At 41.1% G+C, this 22,934-nt stretch carries 21 protein-coding genes; 10 read left to right on the forward strand and 11 right to left on the reverse strand.

Features of this window, described 5'->3' with window-relative positions:
* Window positions 1-6: 6 nt before the first annotated feature.
* Window positions 7-420 carry an NUDIX hydrolase gene (locus MMU05_RS05550; RefSeq protein WP_241140679.1) on the forward strand — a complete coding sequence of 138 codons (414 nt, stop codon included), beginning with the start codon at window positions 7-9 and terminating at the stop codon, window positions 418-420.
* 27 nt (window positions 421-447) lie between these two features.
* On the opposite strand, the gene MMU05_RS05555 is transcribed toward MMU05_RS05550, so the two are convergent.
* Window positions 448-1,215, reverse strand: a complete 768-nt coding sequence (locus tag MMU05_RS05555) for a 3-keto-disaccharide hydrolase (RefSeq protein ID WP_418884461.1) — start codon at window positions 1,213-1,215, stop codon at window positions 448-450.
* 177 nt (window positions 1,216-1,392) lie between these two features.
* On the opposite strand from MMU05_RS05555, the gene MMU05_RS05560 reads away from it, so the two are divergent.
* Together MMU05_RS05560 and MMU05_RS05565 are read left to right on the forward strand one after the other, a co-directional pair.
* The gene (locus tag MMU05_RS05560) at window positions 1,393-2,295 is read left to right on the forward strand and encodes a DUF1684 domain-containing protein (protein WP_241140680.1); all 903 of its coding nucleotides are present in this window, start codon (window positions 1,393-1,395) and stop codon (window positions 2,293-2,295) included.
* Between the two features lie 136 nt (window positions 2,296-2,431).
* The gene (locus tag MMU05_RS05565; RefSeq protein WP_241140681.1) at window positions 2,432-2,572 is read left to right on the forward strand and encodes a DUF2256 domain-containing protein; all 141 of its coding nucleotides are present in this window, start codon (window positions 2,432-2,434) and stop codon (window positions 2,570-2,572) included.
* Window positions 2,573-2,624: 52 nt separating this feature from the next.
* Here the strand turns inward: MMU05_RS05565 and MMU05_RS05570 are convergent, their stop codons facing one another.
* From MMU05_RS05570 to MMU05_RS05585, 4 genes are all read right to left on the reverse strand, one after another.
* A complete protein-coding gene (locus MMU05_RS05570) occupies window positions 2,625-5,072 on the reverse strand; it encodes a zinc-dependent metalloprotease (RefSeq protein ID WP_241140682.1) in 2,448 nt (815 codons plus the stop codon).
* Window positions 5,073-5,137: 65 nt separating this feature from the next.
* Complete coding sequence (locus tag MMU05_RS05575; protein ID WP_241140683.1) at window positions 5,138-7,240, reverse strand: ComEA family DNA-binding protein; 2,103 nt, start codon at window positions 7,238-7,240, stop codon at window positions 5,138-5,140.
* Window positions 7,237-8,067 (reverse strand): PorV/PorQ family protein, encoded by an 831-nt coding sequence (locus MMU05_RS05580; protein WP_336246858.1) that lies wholly within the window; start codon window positions 8,065-8,067, stop codon window positions 7,237-7,239. The genes MMU05_RS05575 and MMU05_RS05580 overlap by 4 nt, the downstream gene beginning before the upstream one ends.
* Before the next feature lie 101 nt (window positions 8,068-8,168).
* On the reverse strand, window positions 8,169-9,623 hold the full coding sequence (locus MMU05_RS05585; protein ID WP_241140684.1) for a POTRA domain-containing protein: 1,455 nt from the start codon (window positions 9,621-9,623) through the stop codon (window positions 8,169-8,171).
* 73 nt (window positions 9,624-9,696) lie between these two features.
* On the opposite strand from MMU05_RS05585, the gene yidD reads away from it, so the two are divergent.
* Window positions 9,697-9,918, forward strand: a complete 222-nt coding sequence (gene yidD / locus MMU05_RS05590) for a membrane protein insertion efficiency factor YidD (RefSeq protein ID WP_113925465.1) — start codon at window positions 9,697-9,699, stop codon at window positions 9,916-9,918.
* Here the strand turns inward: yidD and MMU05_RS05595 are convergent.
* Genes MMU05_RS05595 through MMU05_RS05615 form a run of 5 tightly spaced genes read right to left on the reverse strand, consistent with a single transcriptional unit; the run spans window position 9,915 to window position 15,208 of the window.
* On the reverse strand, window positions 9,915-11,021 hold the full coding sequence (locus MMU05_RS05595) for a prolipoprotein diacylglyceryl transferase (RefSeq protein ID WP_241140685.1): 1,107 nt from the start codon (window positions 11,019-11,021) through the stop codon (window positions 9,915-9,917). The genes yidD and MMU05_RS05595 overlap by 4 nt on opposite strands.
* 40 nt (window positions 11,022-11,061) lie before the next feature.
* Window positions 11,062-12,909 carry an NAD(+) synthase gene (gene nadE / locus MMU05_RS05600; protein ID WP_241140686.1) on the reverse strand — a complete coding sequence of 616 codons (1,848 nt, stop codon included), beginning with the start codon at window positions 12,907-12,909 and terminating at the stop codon, window positions 11,062-11,064.
* Between the two features lie 43 nt (window positions 12,910-12,952).
* The gene (gene rnc, locus MMU05_RS05605) at window positions 12,953-13,693 is read right to left on the reverse strand and encodes a ribonuclease III (RefSeq protein WP_241140687.1); all 741 of its coding nucleotides are present in this window, start codon (window positions 13,691-13,693) and stop codon (window positions 12,953-12,955) included.
* Window positions 13,694-13,695: 2 nt separating this feature from the next.
* Window positions 13,696-14,949 (reverse strand): beta-ketoacyl-ACP synthase II, encoded by a 1,254-nt coding sequence (fabF, locus tag MMU05_RS05610; protein WP_241140688.1) that lies wholly within the window; start codon window positions 14,947-14,949, stop codon window positions 13,696-13,698.
* Window positions 14,950-14,971: 22 nt separating this feature from the next.
* Window positions 14,972-15,208: an acyl carrier protein gene (locus MMU05_RS05615; RefSeq protein WP_113925470.1), complete on the reverse strand. Its 237-nt coding sequence runs from the start codon at window positions 15,206-15,208 to the stop codon at window positions 14,972-14,974.
* Window positions 15,209-15,359: 151 nt separating this feature from the next.
* On the opposite strand from MMU05_RS05615, the gene MMU05_RS05620 reads away from it, so the two are divergent.
* From MMU05_RS05620 to MMU05_RS05645, 6 genes are all read left to right on the forward strand, one after another.
* Window positions 15,360-15,788: an IPExxxVDY family protein gene (locus MMU05_RS05620; RefSeq protein ID WP_241140689.1), complete on the forward strand. Its 429-nt coding sequence runs from the start codon at window positions 15,360-15,362 to the stop codon at window positions 15,786-15,788.
* A gap of 13 nt (window positions 15,789-15,801) precedes the next feature.
* A complete protein-coding gene (pyk, locus tag MMU05_RS05625) occupies window positions 15,802-17,232 on the forward strand; it encodes a pyruvate kinase (RefSeq protein ID WP_241140690.1) in 1,431 nt (476 codons plus the stop codon).
* A 177-nt stretch (window positions 17,233-17,409) separates the two neighbouring features.
* Window positions 17,410-18,834 (forward strand): fasciclin domain-containing protein, encoded by a 1,425-nt coding sequence (locus MMU05_RS05630; RefSeq protein ID WP_241140691.1) that lies wholly within the window; start codon window positions 17,410-17,412, stop codon window positions 18,832-18,834.
* 404 nt (window positions 18,835-19,238) lie between these two features.
* Window positions 19,239-20,210, forward strand: a complete 972-nt coding sequence (locus tag MMU05_RS05635) for a sensor histidine kinase (RefSeq protein WP_241140692.1) — start codon at window positions 19,239-19,241, stop codon at window positions 20,208-20,210.
* A complete protein-coding gene (locus tag MMU05_RS05640) occupies window positions 20,185-20,955 on the forward strand; it encodes a LytR/AlgR family response regulator transcription factor (protein ID WP_241140693.1) in 771 nt (256 codons plus the stop codon). Before MMU05_RS05635 ends, MMU05_RS05640 begins: the two co-directional genes overlap by 26 nt.
* A 7-nt stretch (window positions 20,956-20,962) precedes the next feature.
* The gene (locus MMU05_RS05645) at window positions 20,963-21,331 is read left to right on the forward strand and encodes a hypothetical protein (protein WP_241140694.1); all 369 of its coding nucleotides are present in this window, start codon (window positions 20,963-20,965) and stop codon (window positions 21,329-21,331) included.
* Window positions 21,332-21,368: 37 nt separating this feature from the next.
* Here the strand turns inward: MMU05_RS05645 and MMU05_RS05650 are convergent, their stop codons facing one another.
* On the reverse strand, window positions 21,369-22,934 hold the full coding sequence (locus tag MMU05_RS05650) for an NFACT RNA binding domain-containing protein (protein ID WP_241140695.1): 1,566 nt from the start codon (window positions 22,932-22,934) through the stop codon (window positions 21,369-21,371).

The following is a 22,934-nucleotide window of genomic DNA, read 5'->3' on the forward strand; positions in this document are numbered from 1 at the left end:
ATGTCTATGTCAATTCAAATTGCTGATTGCTTCTATCGTGTATCAGTCAAAGCGCTCGTTGTCAATTCGTCCAATAGGTTTCTTTTGGTAAGAGAAGAAAACGGCCTTTGGGAACTTCCCGGCGGAGGATTGGACTTTGGTGAAAAACCGCAGGAAGGATTGAGAAGAGAATTGATGGAGGAAATGGCTTTGGAGGTAAAGTCGATATCTGACCACCCGCATTATTTTTTTCCTGCCATCAATCCCAAAGGGCAACATATCGTCAATGCCGTCTATGCAACGGAGTTTTATCACCTTGATTTCAGGCCGTCTGATGAATGTTTAGAAATTCGATTTTTCAGCCCTGATGAGGTATTTGAAATCAAAGAATGGATGTATCCCAATGTTTTGGAATTTGCCAAAATTTATAAAATGACTTAACTACCAACATTAACTTCTTTATCTAGATCAAAAATCGGTACCTTTTTCTCCCAGATCGATGCTTTTGATCCAAATGTTGCGGTAAAGTACATTGTGTCCTTCAGCTTGTAATTTGATACCACCCGGACGATCTGTGATACCTTTTCCGCCATCATTGCCTCCGTCTTGTCCTGAATTGGGGCCTCCCCAAACTTGGCTTATAGACTTATCTTCATGGATTTTTTTGCCATTGAAGTAAATGGTGACGCGGGCTTTCTCAACCAACTTCCCGTCCTTGAACCTTGCAGCTTTGAAATTGATGTCGTAGGCATTCCATTTCCCCAAACCGTTGTAGGCTTGTTCCGTTGGAATGTGTTCGTTGATAATCGCTGCCAACCCATGATCGCCATAATCTCCGTCAAGTATCTGGATTTCATATCGGTTTTGAAGGTAAACTCCGGAGTTACCACCGGCCTCTTGGATCAGAAACTCGACATGCAGCCTAAAATCCCTGAATTCCTCCTTGGTGACAATATCTGCCGCACCGTACAATCCCCCTGCTGCCGCCGGGTCATTGCTGTTCATCGCTGTACCTTTGTCCACCGGATCTTTTACGATTTCCCATTTGATGGGTAGCTCGGCCTTTAATCTTGGGCCTTCCCAATAAGTCCATTTTTGGTCCAGCATTTTTCTGCTTCCATCAAAAAGCTGCTGCGCATCCTTGGGTTTTTTGGCGCTCACTCCAATTTGGGCCATAGCCAACACAGGCGAGATGATGCAAATGGCAAATAGTATTGTTCTTTTTAAAATTTTCATGGTTATCTGGTTTGATTCAATCATCAAGATAGTCAGCAATCTATTCTTTTTGAAAGAAAATTATGCAATCGGAAGTTATTTACTGTTATCCAAAGTCTTGTCAGGTAAATTTTTGGGAAAGGATGATTTTTGGAAAATAAGATTTTTAAATTGCCCAAAATTCCAACCTTCGGTTTAATGAGACGATCGCCATTCTTTCTGATTTTAGCCTTAATTACTATCGCATTTGCCTGTAATCCAAAGTCAAATCAACCAAATGAACAAGACCATGCCGCAGAAGTGGAAGCGTGGTATCAGGACCGGGTCAAATCCTTGAAAGCGGATGAGGGTTGGCTCAACCTGATAGGATTACATTGGCTTGAGGTAGGAGAAACTACTTTTGGAACGAGTTCTGAATCCGGCTTTCGGTTGGAATCGGAGGGTTTTCCTGATTCGATAGGGGTTTTTTCTTTGGAAGAAGGAAAAGTTTACTTCACGCCGCAAACTGATAGCATCTTTATAGGTGAAAGTGAAGTGAAAGAAAAAACCAAGATTTTTGATTCCGAGGGCCAACTGTCTGAGAAACTCTCCCTCGGAAGCCTCAGGTGGAACATCATCAAAAGGGCAGATGCATATGGGGTTAGATTGCGGGATTTGGAGACAGCTGCAGTAACCCAATTCGAGGTCATTGAAAGGTTTCCTGTTGATATAGAATGGAGACTTGAAGCCAAATTCGTTCCTTATGTACCTGTCCGGGAAATCCCGATCACAAATGTTCTCGGTCAGACCACACCAAATCCATCACCGGGTTACCTTGAATTTGAGAAAGAGGGGAAAACCTATAAGATTGATGCTTTGGATGCCGAAGATGAGCTTTACCTGATCATTGCCGACAATACCAGCGGGGGAGAGACTTATGGTGGAGGTAGATATATGTACGTCAAAAAACCCGTTTCAGGGGATCTTGTTATTTTGGATTTTAACAAAGCTTATAATCCGCCTTGTGTGTTTACCCCACATGCCACTTGTCCTTTGCCACCTAGACAGAATATGCTTGATTTGTCCATTATGGCTGGGGAAAAGACATTTGGAGAACATTAGTAGAAACGAGAAGCTAGAGACGAGAAGCGAGAGGCGAGAAGCAAGATCTGAGACAGAGACTTGAGATATGAGATTTGAGATAAAAGTAAGATGGGGATTTTTTAAAACCTTTTGAGGCAATAATGCTTTTTGGTATATGAAGAAATCGGAATTGCCAACCAAGACTTGCCCTGTCTGCAATCGGCCATTTGCCTGGAGAAAAAAGTGGGAGAAGAATTGGGAGAATGTGAAATATTGTTCTAAAAAGTGTGCTGGTACCAGAAAAACAGTGCAATAAAAAACCCGATTGAAGTAATTCAATCGGGTTTTGCATTTAAATAGGGAATATTTCAATACTCAAAATCGCAACTCAGATCGGTCGTTCCGATAGGGGCACCGTCAGGTATGGCTAATTCTGTGGGAATGCTGAATTCCTCTTTTTCACTGAAGAAATTATTGATTTTGTCAGCCAAATATCTGTGGAAGTCGTCAGAGGTTCCTTTTGTAGAAACGGATTTCTTTTCATTTTTATTCCAGTTCCAATAGGCAATCTCTCTTAAGTGGTTTCTTGTAATGCCTTTTACTGTGGCAGTCGCTCTTGGGTCTTTGGCAAGATTTATCAGGTGGTCTGTCAGCTTGTTTTGAACCAAAAGTTTGATTTCTCCCTGATAGGTGCCATCATAGCCATTTTCAAAAACCTGTGCGGTAACCTTTCCCAATACATCAGAAAAGGAAGGTAACCCGGCATCAAACAGATGCTGCTGATGCAGTCTGTTAGCCCTTCCTGCCTCAAACAAGAATCCAAAAATGTGGTCAACGACATTTTCCGCAGGTGCCAAAGGATCAAAGTTCAGTCCGTTTCTGGAAGGGAAAGTTTCCCTCGTCCTGGAATAACCCATCGGGCGAGGGGGAATTCTGTCCAAAATCTGTGTCGGCACTGCCAATTGTTCCGCCTGAATGGCATAAAGCAAAGCGTCCAAAGCGCCGTTTTGCTTGGATGCTTCTAACCTGGATTGAACCCTTTGGTTGTCTCCTTTGACTTTATAGGTATAATCCAATCCTCCGACAAGCTTGGTCGTTGCTTCTAATTGGTACCTGTGCATCAAAAACAAAGGAACCATCACCTCTTCCATCAATGCTTCGGGCTGGTTTTCTTCTATGGAATTCAATCCAAACGAACTCAGCTTTTTTGCGCGCATGGCCATCATCCTCATGAGCTCTTCCGGTGCGGAAGCCCCGTTGTCCCAAAGGTGAGAAGTGGGGTGGCTTCCGCTTGGATGCCTGGAATCAGTGTCAGAGATAAACGTATGTCCCGCAGCATAGGTGTCTTCAAGTAATTTTTTGAGATGCTCTTGCTCTGTTTTTCCGGCAGGAACGGTCTCATACCCATAGCGGATTGCCCATTTGTCCCATTCTCCGATTTTGTCATCATAAGCATCTGATATGTCAATGTTCCCATTGTTATCCATCTTGATCATCGGGTAAGGATAATCCATGACTGAAGCGCGGTTGGTAGGGGAGGAAGCATACGCGTGTGCCAAACCCAAAGTATGTCCTATTTCATGTGCAGAAAGTTGCCTCAGTCTCGCCAAGGCCATTTCAAGCATCTTAGGGTTTTTTGGTTTTCCATCCTCAAATGGCTGTATCAGTCCCTGCGCTATCAAATAATCCTGTCTCACTCTCAGACTTCCCAACGTCACGTGGCCTTTGATGATCTCACCGGTTCTGGGATCTGTGACCGAGGATCCGTAAGACCAACCTCGTGTAGAGCGGTGAACCCATTGGATCACATTGTACCTGACATCCATCAAATCTGCACCTTCAGGCATCAATTCTACGCGGTAAGCATTCTTGAAACCTGCGGCCTCATAAGCCTGTGCCCACCAATTTCCACCTTCCAACAAAGCTGAGCGGACAGGTTCAGGCGTACCTCTATCGAGGTAATAGATGATGGGTTCAACAACCTCTGACACGGCAGCGGTTGGATCTTTCTTTTCTAACCTATGTCTTGAGATATATTTTTTGACCATAGGTTCACCGATCGGAGTGGTAAAATCCATATAGTCTATATGAAAATATCCTGCCCTTGTGTCGAATTCCCTAGGGGTGTATTTGTCATCGGGAAGTTCGATAAAAGAATGTCTTTGTCTTACTGTTACTGATTCTGGAGAAGGAACCACAGACCTGATGTAAGCACCTGTTGGCGTGCCAGTCAGGGTGACGATGGCTTCTACCTCAGTATTTTTCGGAAAATTCTTGGTCATTGGATAGTGAAGTGCGCTTCGCGAAGGATCAGGTTTGTATGTTCCCTGTCTCGCTGACCCAAGCTTTTCACCTACCATGTGGGCATCCTGCATATAGAAGTTGGTTGCATCGATCAGGTATTTTCCACCTTCACTGTCGCTGATCTCAAAACCCCATAGCACGGATTCTGCAAATGCGTCCCTGACGGATTTGACTTCCGAGGCATTATCACTGAAAGCCCGGAAATCATAATTTTTGTGTACCAACAAAAGTTTGTTGCCGGCTTTTCTGAATTCCACGATCCGGGTTCTTCCAAGCTGTCCGCGATCAAGACCGATATCATTGGAGCCGATTCCTGCCGGCATGGAATTCACATAGAGAAATTCAAAGTCAAGTTTGTCTACTTCAAGGAAGATTTTCCCTTTGTCCTCATCTGTATAAAAGGTGAAGAAGCCTTCTTTCTTGCTGAGCTTACTTTTGTCCACTGCCTGACCCAAAAGGGGTACAGAAAGTAGAGCCATACAAATTAGATGTAGTAAAAATATTTTTTTCATAGAATGGTGGTTTGATGCCTCAATTTATCAAAAACCCAGTTTGAGGGGTGTACCGATGGTGGAAATTATCGGTTGAATTGGTATTGGAGCTGAAAAACAGTTTCAGTAATGGTGTTGCCTTGGATCTCTTGCAGCCCACTTCCGATGACATCCCGATCTGTGAAAATTGTTCGCCCAAACCTTGCCCAGAAAGTAAGTTTGGGGCTGATTTTATATTGGCCCAATATGTAATAACGCATTCCCTGACCGTTCAAGGCCGGGATGGAAAACAGCCAAAGGACATTTCTCTCAAAAATAAATTGCCTGTTGTCATAATCCTCTGTGTCAAAAAGAACAATTCTCGTCGACAGCCGCCACTTTTGGTAATCTACGTTGATGTCTTGACTTATTGCAAAACCCCTTGTTTTCTTGCCATTGAAATCAAAAGTGCTTGACATGATCCTTGATTTGATGCTCCAATGATTGTCGATGGCATAGTCGAGGTTGAAGGCATAATTCCATTTTTTCCCCTGCGAAAGCTGGTAGCTTGACTGGAAATTATTGGGTAGTTCAGAGACATTCCGGGCTTTGGATTCTTCCCTGATTTGGGCAAAAAGCAGGATTTTCCTTGAAGGTGAATAGGTGAATCTTGTTAGCCATTCGTTACCCGAAGAAGGTGCATAAACCCGATATCTCAACCAAGGGAATTTGAAGTAATCGTAATACAATGCCCATGAAAATTTTTGATTGGGCTTGTAATTCAAACCAAAATAAACTCCATGTTCATTGATGGGTCTCGTTCCTTCCGAAAAGGCATTGCCGTAAAAGCTGTGAAAATGCCGGTCAAATCGTCTCCACAAAACCGAAAAACCAAGCTTTGGATGCAGGCTGCTCATCATTCCGAGAACCGAACCTTTTCCGCCGCTTTTCGATACGGCTGTTTCTCCGAAGAAAAAGTAGTTTTGAAAATTGTAAGCAAAGTAAAGGCTATGCAGGTGGTTTTCTTTTCCAAAGAATTCATATTGGTTATAGACCTGCCTGTTTCTTTGGAAATCCTGTCCGAACTGCGTGTAAAGGCTGTTTACACCTATCTGAAAATCCCTTTTGCGACTTTGATAATGGATATTTGCCCCGAGATTCTTTTCCCTTATTCTGTTTTTGTAACTGATTTCTGTTGCAGTCCGGTGAAGTCCGCTGCTTTGAAGAGAGGTGATGATTTCTTCCTCAGTTTCCAGAGTGTCAAGTTGGATTTGGAGATTTCCATCTCTCGGTGCATTGGATGCCATCAGGGTGATATTCACAGGGCCTGCTTGATACGTCGCAGCCATTCCCCGGAAAAACCCAAATTCCAAGGCAGAGGTATAAGGTCGGATTCCAATGGTACTTCGTCTGACTGTAGTAATGGTTTCTGCGCCTTTGCCCACACCAAATCCTGCCCCGAATACCAAACCCTGTCCGGTTTGCATCTGAAAATCCCCTACCGAAATCGACCTGAATTTCCCTTGATTGTATAGGGTGAAATGGTATGATAAGAAATTGAAACCATATCTTTTTGAGTTGGGGTTCCAGATAAACTGCTCCCCGGAATCTTTGTCAATGGTAAACCCAAGGCTAAAATCCTTAGAATGTTGGATCCGAAATCTTCCATACAGGTTACTGGGATCCCCCAAATACCTGCTGGTCAGCGCTCCATTTGCCAATGTATCAGCAGGAGTATATCCTTTTCGGGTTTCCCAAACCCTGTTTTGCCTGAAAATAAAATAGGCATCCCTTGAACCTAGAATCCTGTCCTTCAATGAACCCTGCATCCGGTCAGAATCCTCCAAAACCACGAAGGGCAGCAATTTGTAGATGGTTTCTAAATCAAAATCCGGGATGGCCTGCAATTCATAGATTGAGATCAGTTTCCCGAACTGATTTTGATAGGCAATGAAGCTGTTTACTTGGGCGGGTGTCAGGATAAAAATGGATTTCAGTTCCTCTGCATTTGTTTTGTTGAGATTGATAGGGTTTAGAAAGACCTGCAAGAGACTTTCATAAAGGTCTTCGTAATTTTCATCTGTTCTCTGCATCCCAAAGAGCTCCTCCACAAAATTCTCAATGTTGATTTCCTCTTTCCGATAGGTCTGTGCCTTGCCACAAAAGCTAAAAATCAGCATCAATATTCCTATGGTCAGCAAGGTTTTCATTTGCCAAAAAATAGATAATTAAAGGAAAAATGATGGGTATTCCCTAAGGTTGAATGTTGGGTCAAGGCATAGTCGATGTGGAATCTTTTTGGCCTGAACCCGATACCGAAAAAGAATTTTCCGGGATTGGTATTCATTCCCACCCTTGCCCACACCCTTTCCAACAGGTTGTATTCCAATCCCATTTTCAATAGGGGATCAAGAAGGATGTCTTTTTCTGCCTCCAGATTCACCATTACTTTGGAAGTGGGCCTGTATGAGATCCCAGCCTTGATGGTGGTAGGTAGCCGGTCATCTGAATTTTTTCCAAATTTTGCCCTCGTGACATTATAGACATGGGCACCGAAAAACAGTTCGGGCGTCACTTCTGCCACACCTCCAAATTCGATGACTGCCGCCGCCCCTCTTCCAAACCCCTCAATGCTTGTCTGTAAATAGTTGACTTTGATCCCCAAACTTGCAATCCCCAATTGGTTGGAGAAACCGATCCCGATTTGGTTTTGGGAGAAATACTCCGATCCGAAACTAGAAATCCCAAGTCCAAAAGCTTTGTTTTTTCCTTTGATGGCAGCGCCTGCTGCCAATGTGGTGAGTTCGTCGATACCAAGTCTGTGGTCATAGGAAAATGTAGCCTGAGAAAAATCGATTTTGGACAGTCCTCCAATGTTGTTAAAAATGCTCCAAACGTCTCCTATGGTCACATTTGCATTTCCCGTGCCTATACTCCGGCCACCTCTGGGAAATGCCTCAGTACCTGTTTGGGCTGGCGCTATATTCCAAATGGAAATCAGCCAAAGAACAAGGGATAATTTGTAACAGTTTGCCATACCTTGCCAAACCGGAGAAAAACCGGTTCAATTAAAAATACAAGGACAAAAGGAAAGGAAAAAATAACTATCCGATCTTAAACGTTTAACATTCGACTAACTCAAAATGGAGCCCTGAAGTTGACGAAAAATGCCTGCTCACCTTGGTTGTTGAAGGAGTATTCAAACCTGAAAACCATGTCGTAAAGTGTTACGATATCAAGCCCGGGTCCATAGCCAAAAAGGTATTTGTTTGTCAGGCGGGCATTGTCGGGCAGGTTGTTCCTGTCATTGACGAAGCCATGATCAAAGTTAAATCCAAGATACATTTTAAGCGGAAGGTAGGAAAACTCCTCTAAAGGGACATATTTTCCTATATCATAACCCACATCGATAAACTTAAAGCGGAAGCTGTTTTTGTGAACAAGTGTCTGCTGACCTTCCACTACATTCAGTTCATAGCCTCTGATAAAATATGGATTATAACCAATACCCCTCACCAGGGTAAAGGGTTGTCTTTTTTCAAAAAATGAACTGATGGACAAGCCTGACACGAAATTGAATTTATCGCCGATCTGGAAATATTTATTGGCATTGAGGGTGATTTCTGTATCATCAATGTCATCAGCGGCGAATAAGCCAAACTTTGTCAGACCGATACTGAGCAGCTCGCCTTCAGTGGCATATTGGATATTGTTTCTCCTGTCATGCCTGAATGTATAACCCAAGACGAAGTAGTTAAGCTTGGTGCTTTCATGTAGGAAATAGTCAGGGTTTTGAACAAATACGTCGGGATTTATGATGGTATTGTTGTAACCGAACGTTACAAAATGGAAATTATAGAAACTTGCCCGGTAGCTGTACCTGAAATAAGCAGAAGAATTTTTCCTCAAGACTTCCTCATTTTCATTGGTATAAAAAACCTGTTTGTTGAAAGCTGATTTTACGGGGATTGTTTTCTGTGTAAAATATGTAAACTGACCACTGATGCCATGATTTTGGTTCCTGTCTAGGTATGGAATACTGTACATGACTTCAAACGCCTTTACGAAACCAAATTGAGCTCCGACCTTCAGTTTTTCATTCCTGCCGCCGACGTTGTTATGGACCAGTCTTGCCCCGTAATTTACCCTTGAGAAATCACGGTTTTGGTTGGTCCACCATTCAGCTATGTTCCTGTCAGCAAGGTTGAAGATTATGTTGGGGATGATGTACCACCTTTCGGTGACCGATACCAATAGCTCGATCTGTTCATTGTCGGTAAGGAGAGGGGTGATTTCTACACTGTTGAAGAGCTGGAGATTATAGATTTTTTCTTGATCAGCCTGGATGATAGACATCAGTTCATCCCAATCATAAGTCACCCCTGTCTTTAGGTCTATTTCCCTGAGGATTATATTCTTCCTGGTCTTTTCATTTCCTACAATAAAGATATTGTTGATCACGACCTTTTCGGGATGGTCTATGGCAGTACTGTCCGGCTGGGTCGGTTCCGTTTGGGCAATAGTCATCCTCACCTCAAAAAATCCAAGGAAAACGAAGAAAGCTAGAAGACTAAATTTGTAAAGTTTTTTCAATAGGAACAGTACTTAATTTAAATTTAAGGAACTTTACCTTGCCATATTTCTTTATCTCTGAAATATATCTGCTTTGAAGACAATTCTCCGCAAAATCGCCATTTTCCCTGTATTGGTATATCAATATGTGATTTCGCCGCTTTTTCCTGCCTCCTGTAGGTATACGCCTACATGCAGTCAATATACCAAAGAAGCCATATTGAAACACGGTGTTTTCAAAGGAGGATGGCTAGGAATCAAAAGAATTTTGAGTTGCAATCCTTGGGGAGGTCATGGCCATGACCCTGTTCCCTAACTGACTTTTTCTTTAAATCCTTTTTTTAATGCCAATCCCACCAAAAGCAGCCCTCCAACTACCAAAGGAATACTTAGCCATTGACCCATATTGAGAGTAAGCCCCTGCTCAAAATCAACCTGGTTTTCTTTCAGGTATTCCCAGACAAATCGCATTCCAAAAACCGAGATTAAAAACAATCCCAACAACAATCCATCAGGAAGTCTGGACTTATAGGTTATCCAAAGCCAAAGTAATACAAGGAAAATCACAAAATAGGAGGCAGCTTCGTAGATCTGGGTTGGATATCTGGCAACACCAAATGTATAAACTGTAGCCAAATAGTGGTCTCCTTTATCCATTAAATCAAAATTTAAAGGAGTTTCGGGACTCTCGGCCATATACTTTTGGGAGCTTTTGAATTTTGTCAAAACATATTTGACATCGGTATCCAAGGTCGTCTTGAGGTCTGCCTCGCTGAATCCCCCTTTTTCTATTTTGATGTCTATATTGACCGGTACTATTCCGGTACCTGTCAATTCTGCATCTCTATTTTCAGGCTTGTACGCGCGAACTTCTTGAACAGGAATCCGAAGTGTTTCCAAAATTTCTTCGCTGTCTCTGGCGTAAACGAAGCCGCTGTCGTCACCGGTTGGTTTGCCGCCGATTTCAGAGTTCATCAGGTTTCCAATCCTGATCATGGCACCTGTCATGGCCACCACAATGACTATACGGTCCACCACCCAAAGGTAAGTTTGGGTGGGTACTTTTCTTGCATAGAGGTACAGGGCAAACAAAATGGCAATTGCTGCACCATGACTGGCTAATCCTCCTTCCCACACTTTGAGGATTTCAATTGGGTTACTGAGGTATTTTTCAGGTTCATAAAAAAGCACGTGGCCCAATCTCGCTCCAATGATGGTGGCCAAAACCATGTAAATCGTCAGCTTGTCAACAAGCTTATCGTCCTGTCCTTCTTTGCGGTAAATGTAGATCATCACCTGTTGGGAAATGATAAATCCTAAAGCAAACAACAAGCTGTACCACCTTAATCTTTCAAAACTTGGAAAAACCGCAGGATTTGGACTCCATACGATATAGTCAATTATCAATTGTAATGTCATATTGTTATCTTTTTTTGGATCAGGTGATGGTTTTTATGGATCAATTATCGTCCAATTCTTTCAGTTCTTCGGCATACCCACCGGACAAAATCGGGAACCTATACCAGGTTTTCGGATCAACATTAAACTCATCCAAATGAAAAGATGGTGCTAAGCGTTCTCTTTTCCATTGGTTTCGCGACCAAAGCCGAAAGAATTTTTTGATATAGTTTTTAAGTAACTCATTTTCTACGTTCAATTCTTCTTTTAGGATTAAAAAGATGTCCAGGGGAGACCTTTTGTCCCTGATAGCAAGCCTCTCGATTTCGACAATAATGGAATATGGCATCAGATCAGCCTCATCGGTTTGTTGGTTTTCTGAAGGTCGGAGTTCAGCGGTCGGCTGCAAACCGTTGACTTTTTTCAAACCAGAATAATGGAGTTCAGTCTCTGCCCACCTAAGCCATTGAATTACAAAATGCTTGTCAACACCTGCAATGGGAGAGATACTTCCACTTGTGTCCCCGTCCATAGTTGTATAGCCTACATCCCCTTCACTTCTATTGGAAGTACTCAAAAGCAAGGCGTTTTTTACATTGGCCAGCATCCAAATAATCGGAGACCTTGCCCTTGCCTGAATGTTTTGAAGCGCTATGTCATCTTCTTTCCAAGACAGTTTCCTTCCTATGGATTTTTCGATTTTTTCTGTGTATGATTTGACCTCATCGGTGATTTCCCAGTGAAGGAACTCCGCACCTATACTTTCTGCCAGATTTTTTGCACTTTGATAGGTGGCAAATGATGAGTTGTCGGATGCCTGATAGGCTGTGGTGAGAACCTGTCCTATGATTTCTTTGACCGGATTATTTGTCAAAGGAATAAAGTTTGATCCTAGCTTTTGAAGGAAGGCAGGTACGCCGAGTTCTTCAACCCCACGTCTTACCATTTCAGAAACCAACACAGCAATGGTTGATGAATCTGCCCCACCGCTGAGTGAAAGCACAAAACCTTTGCTTTTGCTTTTTCTCAGGTAATCAAAGAGAGCTAAAGCAGAAGCCTTTACAAATTCCTCGTTCTTTTGATGCAGGCTTTCGACTTCAGGATAGTCTTCAGTTTGTTTGTTATAATCGAAGGTCAAAACCTGAAAGTCATCAAATGAAAGCAGTTTGTTTTTGAAAATAAGCCTTCCGTTTTTGGAAGCAAGGATTTCCCCATCAAAAATCATTCTTCCGGCCTCATTTCCAAGGAGGTTGATATAAAAATAAGTGGCGTCAAAAAACCTTGAGCTGTCATTTACTAGCTGTTCCCTCAACAAGCTTTTTTCCATGGCAAAGTGACTTGCACTTGGATTGAAGATAATGTCTACTTTTCTTTCTTTGAGTCGATATCCGGGTCTGACCTTTCCCCTCCAGGCATCTTCACAAATCTCAAAACCGTATTTTAATCCGTTTTTTTTAAATATCAGATCTCCAAAAGGAACCTGATTTCCTTGGAATTCGAAATTAATCACCTCCCCATGGTCCCATGGAGTAAACCAGCGAAACTCATAGTGAACACCATCGATGGCCATGAACTGCTTGGCTACAAATCCGGTGACTTTTTGGTCCTCTAGAATAGCAACACAATTGTAGACTTTTTCTTGAATCCTAACCGGAAGCCCTACAGCAATGGTTATTCCATCAGAATATGGGAGAAGCTTTTCCAGTTGTTTAAGTGCTTTTTGGGGATACCAATAGCTTAAAAATAAATCTTCACTTCCATAGCCTGTAATGGCCAATTCAGGAAAACAGATGAATTCGGCTTTCAGGGATTTGGCTTTCTCTATCGCCTGTGTGATATGCCCAAGGTTTCCCGTCCAATCTAAAGGTGTTTGGTTGACAGTGGCACAAGCGATTTTTAATGTTGACATTTTACCGGAATAAAAATTTAATTCTAGCCTCAAAGATACTCTTCTAAACAGCTATTTGGAGAATTTCACAGGCATTTTTAGCAGCTTCCTGTTCGGCTTTCTTTTTTGTTGCCCCTTTTCCAATAGCCAAAAGTTGCCTATTGACATGGAGTTCGACGATAAATTCCTTAAACCTCTGCTCTCCGTTTACTGAAATGGTTTTGAAATCAATTTCGGAATTTTCTCTTTGTCCCCATTCAATGATTTTACTCTTGAAATTGGTCGTAGTGGTAATGATATTATCCAAATCGAAATGGATGATGATCCTTTTCAATATGAATTTTTTGCAAAAATGAAAGTCCCTGTCCAGATAAACTGCCCCAACCATCGCCTCAAGGGCATCTCCATAAAGAGACTTATGCGAGCTCAAATTTTTTCCTTTGTATTCCTCACTGATGATTTTCGAAAGGCCGATTTTTATTGCAATCTGATTGAGGGCTTCCCTGTTTACCATCCTGCTTCTTGTTTCTGTAAGGAAACCTTCGTCTCTGTAAGGATATTTGATGAAAAGAAACTCAGCCACTACCGCACCCAAAACGGCATCTCCCAGATATTCAAGTCTTTCATTGGAAATTTTCATTCCGTTGATTGATTCCTCTGCTGCGGATGCATGCTTGATGGCAAGTTTGTAGAGGGTCAAATTAAAAGGCTTGCTTCCAACCATATGTTTGATGGAGGAGGCAAGCCTTTTTTCGTATTTGGAATAAAACAGTGACCTAAGCCTAAGCAATCTGGACAGTTTCAATGTTACTCTGTTATTTTTTTGAAAATGATGGAAGCGTTATGCCCACCAAATCCAAAGGTATTGCTCAAGGCAGCCCTGATTTCTCTTTTTTGGGCTTTATTGAAAGTCAGATTCAATCTAGAATCAAAATCCTCATCATCTGTAAAATGATTGATAGTAGGAGGGATGAGACTATTTTTGATAGCAAGTATAGAAGCTATGGCTTCAATGGCACCTGCCGCACCCAGAAGGTGTCCTGTCATTGACTTGGTGCTGCTTATATTGATTTTATAAGCATGTTCGCCGAATACTCTTTGAATTGCTTTTACCTCACTGATATCTCCGAGGGGAGTAGAGGTACCGTGTACATTGACATAGTCAATATCCTCAGGCTGCATCTCTGCATCCTCTAATGCATGCTTCATCACATTGCTGGCGCCTTCTCCTTCGGGATGGGGAGCAGTAATATGGTAAGCATCTGCTGTCATTCCGCCGCCGACCAGTTCGGCGTATATTTTTGCCCCACGTGCTTTGGCATGTTCATAATCTTCCAAGATCAGACATCCGGCTCCTTCACCAAGGACAAATCCATCTCTTTCTTTGTCAAATGGCCGGGAGGCAGTAGTGGGGGAATCATTTCTTTGAGAAAGTGCCTTCAAGGCATTGAATCCACCGACTCCAGCTTCTGTGATAGTAGCTTCTGTACCACCGGTGATGAAGATGTCGGCTTTGTTGAGCCTGATATAATTGAAAGCATCTATAATAGCGTTTGTGGCAGAAGCACAAGCTGAAACTGTTACAAAATTTGGTCCTCTAAATCCATATCTAATCGAAATGAAACCTGCGCAGATGTCAGCTATCATTTTTGGGATAAAGAAGGGGTTGAATCTCGGGGTACCATCACCTCGTGCAAAGTCGGTCACCTCGTCCTGAAAGGATCTGAGACCGCCAATACCTGAACCCATGATGACTCCGGCTCTGTGTAAGTTGATTTTTTCTAGATCAAGACCTGCATCTTTGATCGCCTCATCTGCGGCAATTAGCCCCATCTGAGTAAAAAGATCCATTTTTCGGGCTTCTTTTCTATCAATAAACTGCTCTACGTCGAGATTCTTGACCTCGCATGCAAATTGGGTTTTGAAAAGTGAAGCATCGAACCTAGTAATAGGTGCAGCACCGCTTACACCAGTTGACAAACTGTTCCAGAATTCCGGAACAGTATTTCCAATCGGTGTAAGGGCACCTAAACCTGTTACTACAACTCTTCTTAAATTCATAAATGAATTTTGAATGAATATTTTATTTTACGTTTGCCTCCAGATAGCTGATAGCCTGACCTACTGTACCGATTTGCTCAGCTTGGTCATCTGGAATAGAAAGGTTGAATTCTTTTTCGAATTCCATAATGAGCTCAACTGTATCCAGTGAGTCTGCACCAAGATCATTAGTGAAGCTAGCCTCGGGAGTTACTTCAGATTCTTCAACGCCTAATTTATCAACGATAATGGCTTTAACTTTTTGTGCAATTTCAGACATTTTTCGAACAGTTTAATTTAAAACACTTCGCAAAGAAATAGATTTAAAACCTTATTGCCAAAAAAATGCCGTACCTAAATTGAAGATATTATTTATGGTAGCAGAAGTTGGTGGAATATTTTTAATTTTGTATGGTCAAATTCTTCCACAAATGAAGAAAAGTAAATTAATTGTTGAACACCTATATGAATTTGAACTTCTTGGTTTTGTGGCACCTGTCAAGGACTACAAAATAGCATGGATAGTGAATACTTGTTTAGATTTGAAATTGGCCAAAATTGAGGATTACGAACTTGAATTTATCAACGGTTCTAAACTCTGTGTGTCCCAATACAAATTCGAAAAAGAAAACGGTTTTATCCAGTTGTTGAAAAACAAATCATTTATCCATGACACCAATTCGTTATACCTCATTCCCGAATTGAAAATCTTTGATTACTTCCTCCTCGTCCAAGATTTTACTTCCGAAGTGGATATTAATGACTATATTGACCGCCTTTCGAGCAATGCATTAATCCAAAATGTAGTCAAACTCGACATCGATAAAATCAAATCAAAAGAAAATCTATTAACCTATTAAATCCCAATATTCTATGAGTATTGCTCTTTACAATAAGACAAAAATATTAGCTACTATCGGTCCTGCGTCCAACAATATTGACACTTTGAGAAGTCTAGCCAATGCAGGCGCCAACGTTTTCAGACTTAATTTTTCGCATGGTACACACGCCCAGCATGCAGAAGTCATCAAAATGATCCGTGAAATCAATGAGAAACTTACTGTCAAAATCGGGATTCTTCAGGATCTGCAGGGACCAAAAATCCGTGTGGGTGAAATGGAAAATGGGGGTGTTCAGATTGTCCCCGGAGGAAAAATCACCATCACCAACGACCCTGTCGTAGGCAATGCAGAACTTGTAAGCACTGTATATGAGAACCTTCCAAATGATGTGAAATCAGGTGACAGGATTCTGATTGACGATGGCAATATCGAACTTGCAGTCAACAATACTGATGGGAAAAATGTCCGTTGCGTAGTTATCCATGGCGGCATCTTGAAATCCAGAAAAGGTATCAATCTTCCCAATACCAAGGTGTCTGCACCATCACTTACCGAGAAAGACCTCGAGGACCTTGAGTTCGGATTGGCCAATGATGTGGATTGGATCGCTCTTTCTTTTGTAAGGTCGGTGGATGATATCATTGATTTGAGGGAAAGAATCACCAAAGCTGGAAAAAGCTGTAAAATAGTGGCCAAAATTGAAAAACCTGAAGCACTCCAAAATATAGAATCCATCATCGAGGCGACAGATGCCATCATGGTGGCGAGAGGAGACCTCGGGGTGGAAATGCCAATGGAAACTGTTCCACTATGGCAGAAGAAAATGGTGACGCTATGTAAAGTTGCCTGCAAGCCGGTAATCATCGCCACCCAAATGTTGGAGAGTATGACTACCCATCCAAGACCAACAAGAGCCGAGACCAATGACGTTGCTACAGCTGTATTGGATGGAGCAGATGCCGTGATGCTTTCTGCAGAAACGGCCTCAGGTCAGTTTCCTGTCAATGCTGTCAAAGCAATGAGCACCATTATCAATTACATTGAAACCAACGAGGATGTCTTCCATCACCTTTATAAAATAGAAGAAAACGATCCGAATTTCCTGAGCAAAAACCTCACTTTGATGGCTGCAAGGCTTTCTAGAAACGTGAAAGCAAAAGCTTTGGTCGGAATTACAACCTCAGGTCAGACTCCATTGAGATTGGCTTCTTTCAGACCACTTGCCAATCTTTTGATATTTACCAGAAACAAAAACCTTTTGACCCAATTGAGTTTGGTTTGGGGAGTGAGGGCTTATTTTTATGAGAGTAGCACTTCCACAGACGCTACTTTCATGGATATTCAGGATCAATTGAAAAAGGATGGCTATGTCAAAAACGGTGATATCATTATCAATACTGCCAGTATGCCTTTGAAGGAAAAAGGAAAAACCAATATGCTTAAGATACATGTTGTGGAGTAAATCCATTTAAATTTTTGACTTAGAATAAAGCTGCCTCCCGAGGCAGCTTTTTTTTTTATTCTTTTTACAATTCAACCGAAAAATTGGACAGTTCAGCTTGGAAAATAAACAACTCAAAGTTATTTGAATTCCATTTTTAATTTAGAATAGTTCATATGAGAAATAAACTAATCAGCTATGGAAAAACTATTAAAATTTCTGATCTTCGGTTCAATGTTCTTTGTTGTTTTGTCTTGTCAAGATGAAGACGTCACACCGCAACCACCTGCGCCCACAGTTTTGGCAGCGGCAAGCAATGCCGGATTGTCTACCTTGGTGTCTGCAATCGCAGCAGTCCCAGGACTTGGTTCTGTATTGATCAATGCAGATGAAATTACAGTTTTTGCTCCGACCAATGATGCATTTGCTGCAGCATTGACTGCTTTTGGAGCAAGTGATTTGAATGATCTGGTAAATAAACTTGGAGGTGTTGACAATCTGGAAACAGTTTTGGGATTCCATGTCGTTCCTGCGGTTGCTTTTGCTGCCGACCTTCAAGCTTCAAATACCTTTACTACAGTATCAGGTCAGAAAATCACTGTTGCTAAATCCGGCAACAATGTGACAGTAACTGACTTTGCAGGCAATGTTGCAAATGTAGTTACTGCTGATGTGGCCATCGAAAATGGTGTTGTCCATGTGATCAATAAAGTATTGATTCCGGATATTGATCTTCCTAAGCCTACTTTGGTAGAAGCTGCTACTTCTGCAGGTTTGACCACTTTACTGACTGCAGTCACCGCCGTGGATGGATTGGCTAATGCTCTATTGAGTGCCGAGGGGATAACAGTTTTTGCACCGACCAATGCTGCATTTGGAAATGCGCTAGAAGCCTTTAATGTAGCAAACTTGAGTCAGTTAGTAACAAAAATTGGAGGAATTGAAAATCTAGAAAAAGTATTAGGTTTCCATGTCGTGCCTGCCGTTGCGTTTGCAGCTGACCTTCAACCAACAAATAGTTTTCCAACATTAGGAGGCCAAAATATTACAGTTAACCGTTCGCCAAACGGTGTGACTGTAATTGATGCAGCAGGAAATACCTTCAAGGTAGTCACTGCAGATGTGGCTATCGATAATGGGGTGGTACATGTGATTGACGGAGTATTGCTTCCTTCTTTAGATCTGCCTAATGTCGTAGAAGCTGCTACAGCTGCCAATCTTACTGTACTATTGGATGCAGTGACAGCAGCAGGATTGGGTCAGGCATTATTAGATGCTGAAGCAATCACTGTGTTTGCGCCAACCAATGCGGCATTTACAGCTTTGCTTGCAGCGCAAGAAGTAACCTCCCTTCAGGCACTGATAAATAAACTTGGTGCTCCAGCAGTAATTAAGGTTCTTCAGTTTCATGTTGTTCCGGCTACTGCCTTCTCCTTTGATCTGGCAGAAGGTCCTCAGTCCGTACCTACTCTGGCAGGCGAGAATTTGACCGTAACAAGGACAGGTGCAAATGTCACAGTAAGAGACGCAGCAGGTACAACATATAATGTGGTAGCGGCAGATGTTGCGATAGAGAATGGCGTGGTACATGTCATTGATGGAGTTTTATTGCCTACACTTTAAATATTTAGTAAAGGCTATATTATAGAAGGGGGACATACGTTCCCCTTCTATTTATTTTAAAAAATTATGTTTAACCGCTTTATTGCACGCAGGCAAATGGAGAATGATTAGCAGGCTCAATGTACAGTGGACTGTCGCCCGTGGACGAGTATCCGCATCCGATAAAGTCTCGTCAATCCCGTCTTGCAACATTGCGGATACTCATTTAAATAATCGTTATACTCCTTTTCTAAAATGAACAAATCAAATTCCTTTTGTTTAATTATAATTCTGAAGCGAGCAGGTGTGATTTGTTTGAAATAAAATTATCGCCACATTGGTCAGTCTTTTCCAATAATTTATGATTTATGTTCCATATTAGGTTCAAATTTGTTTATCCGGGACTTCTAGCTCTGTATTCATTCATGAATATCAGGATATTAGGTGGTGACAGATTATATCAGGCCGATTTAACTTATGACAAATTATTTGTAACAGTAGTAGCTTTATGCTATGCCGTTTGGTTTTCAAATTTCTATATAGAAAAATTTGCAGGATTTGATCCAAAGAAATTTCATCCTTTATTGGTTCAGTTTTTAGGAAGTTTAGTTGCAGTGAGTATCATTAGTTTTTTATCTGTTTCAATCACAGGATTAATATTGGGTGAACCCTATAACCTTTCCTTTCAAAATTTAATTCTTACTAGTGGCTTTGCATTTAGGATCAACTTATTCCTAAACTGTGTGAATGCTATATTTTTCTTCAGTAAAAAATTCAAAGAAAAAGCGGTGGAGGCGGAGAAGTTGCACACATTCAATGTGTCGGCAAGATTAGAGACTTTGAATTCACAGATCAACCCACATTTTTTCTTCAATAACCTAAGCACCTTGTCGGTATTGATTCATGAAAATCCTGTCAAGGCTGATGAATACCTTCAAAAACTCTCCAACATCTACAGGTACATTTTAAATAACAGAGACAAGGAACTCGTAACTTTGAAGGAAGAATTTGGTTTTCTTCAAAATTATATCGACCTGCTTTCAATTAGATTTAAAGATTCTTTAAAATTCAATTTACAGGTTGATAATGATCTCAGCAATTTAATGTTGCCCCCTGCTGTGATGCAGCTTTTGGTAGAAAATGTGGTCAAACATAATTATTTTACCATTAAAGAACCTTTAGAGGTATTCATCAAATCCGATAACAAAGAATTAATTGTGAAAAACAAAAAACAGGTAAAAGAAGCTGTAGAATTTTCAACAGGAATCGGGTTGCAAAACATTTCTGATAGGTATAGGTTTTTAGGAAATGAAATCATCATTCTTGACAAAGAAGAATATTTTGAAATAAGGCTTCCTTTAATTTCGGCAAATGAAGATACTCATAGTAGAAGATGAACCTCTAGTTGTACAAAGGATCGGTAAAATCATTAAAGACAACAAACCTGATTGGGAAGTCGTCGGTACCGTCCAAAGTGTCAAAGAACTCAATCAGATACTTAACGATCAATTTCACTTTGACCTGATGCTTTGCGACATCCACCTTGCTGATGGATTGAGTTTTAAGGCTTTTGCAAACCGAAAAATCAGCTTTCCGATTATTTTTATAACTGCTTATGACCAATACGCACTTCAATCATTTGACCATAATTGTATTGATTATGTGCTAAAACCTATCCAAGAAGAAAGACTTTTGAAGGCCTTTGAAAAAGCTGAGTCTTTGATCAAAAACCATGTTCCAAAACTTTTTAACCAAGAACTGATCAATGACCTCCTTAATAAATATATGGAGAAGAGCTATAAGAAGAGATTCTTAACCAAGTTGGGGAACAAAATCAGGTTTGTATCAGGGGAGGATGTTGCCTATTTTTATACAGAAGATGGGATAAGCTATCTTATAGAAAAGGGTTCAAATAAAAAAAACATTATAGAACAAAGTCTGAACGAATTGGAGCGGGAGCTTTTAGATCCTACAAAATTCTACAGGATTAATCGTTCTATAATTATCCATCTTGATGGTTTGGTGGATATGAAACCTTACTTTAATGGAAGGTTGCTTCTTTCGATGAATGCTATGATTGATAATGAAATCATCGTAGCCCGGGAGAAGGTTAATGAATTTAAGAGTTGGTTAAATCAATAAGCCTAATATGAAAATAAAGTTCTTGATTATAGCTATGGTTTTATTGACCGTTTTTCCGGTCACAGCGCAGGAAATTGATTATTCAAATTTAGATTCCTTAGTAAGGGCTGTTACTAAATTGGAAAATGAGATTTATGAGGTCAAGCTAAATCTGCACCAATCACAAAAACAGCTAAAAACAGGAATTCTTGTGGCAACGGTAGGGTATTCGGTAACAATTTTAGGTGGACAGCTTTTGGGTTCCAATCCGGATTTAGGAAAAGCATTGCTTTATGCAGGCGGAGCTATTGGAATTACCGGGACTGTGGTTTTGGTTAAGGGATTCAATAAAATCAGTATAGGTCCGCCGAGAAGACCAAAGTATTATGGGAAATAAACTTTTCAATGAATTTCTAAAGAAACCTATTTGACTTTTATGAGCTTGTTGGTCCGGTAGGCTTTACCATCAGTACATTTTCTTTTTCGACCATCACTGCCCCGGGAGCTGACCCTTTTACTTTCCTCACAAACTTTGCCGGAGTATACATCACGGGTGAAAGGCTTTCGTTTTTGTTTTTCGAATAATACGCCGCCAATTCAGCCGCCCTTTCCAAAACTGTTTTTGGAAAATTGATGCCCGAACGGTATTTGATCAGAACATGCGAACCTGATACATCTTTGGCATGAAGCCATAAATCTTCTTTCCAGGCATAATTGCGAAGCATATCGTCATTGGATTTTGCTGATTTTCCGACTAGAATCTCAAAACCTTCGATTTCAAATCTTTTGAACGGTAGCTGTTCCTCCTGTTCCTTCGATTTTGGAGTCAAGTGGTTGTTTTTGACAAAATCCCTAAGGCTCCTAAAGTCTTTAAACCCTTCGATTTCTTCTAGCCATGAAGCTGTCTGTCGGGATAGTTTTTCTTTCTCTGCAAGGTTTTGGGAAAGTTGTTCAATTTCTTTCTTTCTGTTTTTGGATTTGCGATAGAGGTTTTCAGCATACTTTTGAGGACTTTGTCCCACTTTGAGTTTGAAAATTTCCTCTTTTCCTGAGTAAAAATTAAAAAGCGCTATCTGTTCGGTATTGGGTTCTATCGCATGGAGATTGGCCATGATTACATCTGCCACTTGAGAAGGCGGTGTTTCATGGAGAAGTTGCTCCAATCTTTCCCCGGTCTTTTGAATGTAGGACTTCGTTCTCTTTTGTTGTTCCTGAAGCTGCTTCAGCCAAGAATGTTTTTCTTTTTCAAATGACTGGATGACTACCCTATATCTGAAAAGTTCATTACATGCTTTGATAGGATCAGAAGTTGTAAATATTGCTTCTTTCTCGGGGAGCAAAGACAAAAGATATTCATTTTCATCACTGATGATGGCATATAGCGGGCTTTCCAACATATCCAAAAGTTCTTGCATCAACTCCCATTTCTCTTCTAATCCGGCCTCTATATAGCCTTGGTTTTTGAGCCATTCTCTTGGGATTTTTCCCAGAGTCGGCAAGAATTTTGAGGCATTGCCTTCCAACGAGGAGAAAGTGTTCCAGTCTAATTGGAGGTTTTTTAAAAGTTCGGAGACCAAAAGGTTTTTGTCATCCCTCAGTTCATTCCTAAACAACAAAGACGGTAAGGCTTCTTCTTTCGGAAAAAAAAGGATGTTACTTCTCGTTCCGTGAAGCTTGAAAGCTATTTTGTCACCGGAATCCAAATAGGCTATAAATGCCCTTTCAAAATTGACGACTTCGATCTTGCTGATCTTTTTTCCGATGATTTGAGGAAAAAGGGAGACAGTATTTCTTTTGCTTCTTTTGAAATTGTCGGGAAAGGAAAGACAGGAAATTGAAGGAAGCAGGTTGGCCCGGATGAAAATATCCTCTCCATCTTTCGTACATCCGATTACCAATTCGTCTTTATTTTGGGAAAAACATTCCACAATCTCAGCGCCTGAAAAGGTTTTATCCAGCTCTGGGCAAAGGAATTTTAAAAAGTGGAAATTGAAGTGCAT

The organism is Cognataquiflexum rubidum, from assembly GCF_022538115.1.
Lineage (GTDB): Bacteria > Bacteroidota > Bacteroidia > Cytophagales > Cyclobacteriaceae > Cognataquiflexum > Cognataquiflexum rubidum.

Bases quoted from the DNA above. Each gene is read 5' to 3' on its own strand.
- pyk (WP_241140690.1), top strand. From the start codon at position 15,802: ATGAGTATTGCTCTTTACAATAAGACAAAAATATTAGCTACTATCGGT.
- MMU05_RS05620 (WP_241140689.1), top strand. From the start codon at position 15,360: ATGAAGAAAAGTAAATTAATTGTTGAACACCTATATGAATTTGAACTT.
- MMU05_RS05565 (WP_241140681.1), top strand. From the start codon at position 2,432: ATGAAGAAATCGGAATTGCCAACCAAGACTTGCCCTGTCTGCAATCGG.
- MMU05_RS05550 (WP_241140679.1), top strand. From the start codon at position 7: ATGTCAATTCAAATTGCTGATTGCTTCTATCGTGTATCAGTCAAAGCG.
- MMU05_RS05595 (WP_241140685.1), bottom strand. From the start codon at position 11,021: ATGACATTACAATTGATAATTGACTATATCGTATGGAGTCCAAATCCT.
- MMU05_RS05640 (WP_241140693.1), top strand. From the start codon at position 20,185: ATGAAGATACTCATAGTAGAAGATGAACCTCTAGTTGTACAAAGGATC.
- fabF (WP_241140688.1), bottom strand. From the start codon at position 14,949: ATGAATTTAAGAAGAGTTGTAGTAACAGGTTTAGGTGCCCTTACACCG.
- MMU05_RS05635 (WP_241140692.1), top strand. From the start codon at position 19,239: ATGAATATCAGGATATTAGGTGGTGACAGATTATATCAGGCCGATTTA.
- MMU05_RS05645 (WP_241140694.1), top strand. From the start codon at position 20,963: ATGAAAATAAAGTTCTTGATTATAGCTATGGTTTTATTGACCGTTTTT.
- MMU05_RS05650 (WP_241140695.1), bottom strand. From the start codon at position 22,934: ATGCACTTCAATTTCCACTTTTTAAAATTCCTTTGCCCAGAGCTGGAT.
- MMU05_RS05570 (WP_241140682.1), bottom strand. From the start codon at position 5,072: ATGAAAAAAATATTTTTACTACATCTAATTTGTATGGCTCTACTTTCT.
- MMU05_RS05555 (WP_418884461.1), bottom strand. From the start codon at position 1,215: ATGAAAATTTTAAAAAGAACAATACTATTTGCCATTTGCATCATCTCG.
- MMU05_RS05615 (WP_113925470.1), bottom strand. From the start codon at position 15,208: ATGTCTGAAATTGCACAAAAAGTTAAAGCCATTATCGTTGATAAATTA.
- MMU05_RS05575 (WP_241140683.1), bottom strand. From the start codon at position 7,240: ATGAAAACCTTGCTGACCATAGGAATATTGATGCTGATTTTTAGCTTT.
- MMU05_RS05630 (WP_241140691.1), top strand. From the start codon at position 17,410: ATGGAAAAACTATTAAAATTTCTGATCTTCGGTTCAATGTTCTTTGTT.
- MMU05_RS05580 (WP_336246858.1), bottom strand. From the start codon at position 8,067: ATGGCAAACTGTTACAAATTATCCCTTGTTCTTTGGCTGATTTCCATT.
- nadE (WP_241140686.1), bottom strand. From the start codon at position 12,909: ATGTCAACATTAAAAATCGCTTGTGCCACTGTCAACCAAACACCTTTA.
- MMU05_RS05560 (WP_241140680.1), top strand. From the start codon at position 1,393: ATGAGACGATCGCCATTCTTTCTGATTTTAGCCTTAATTACTATCGCA.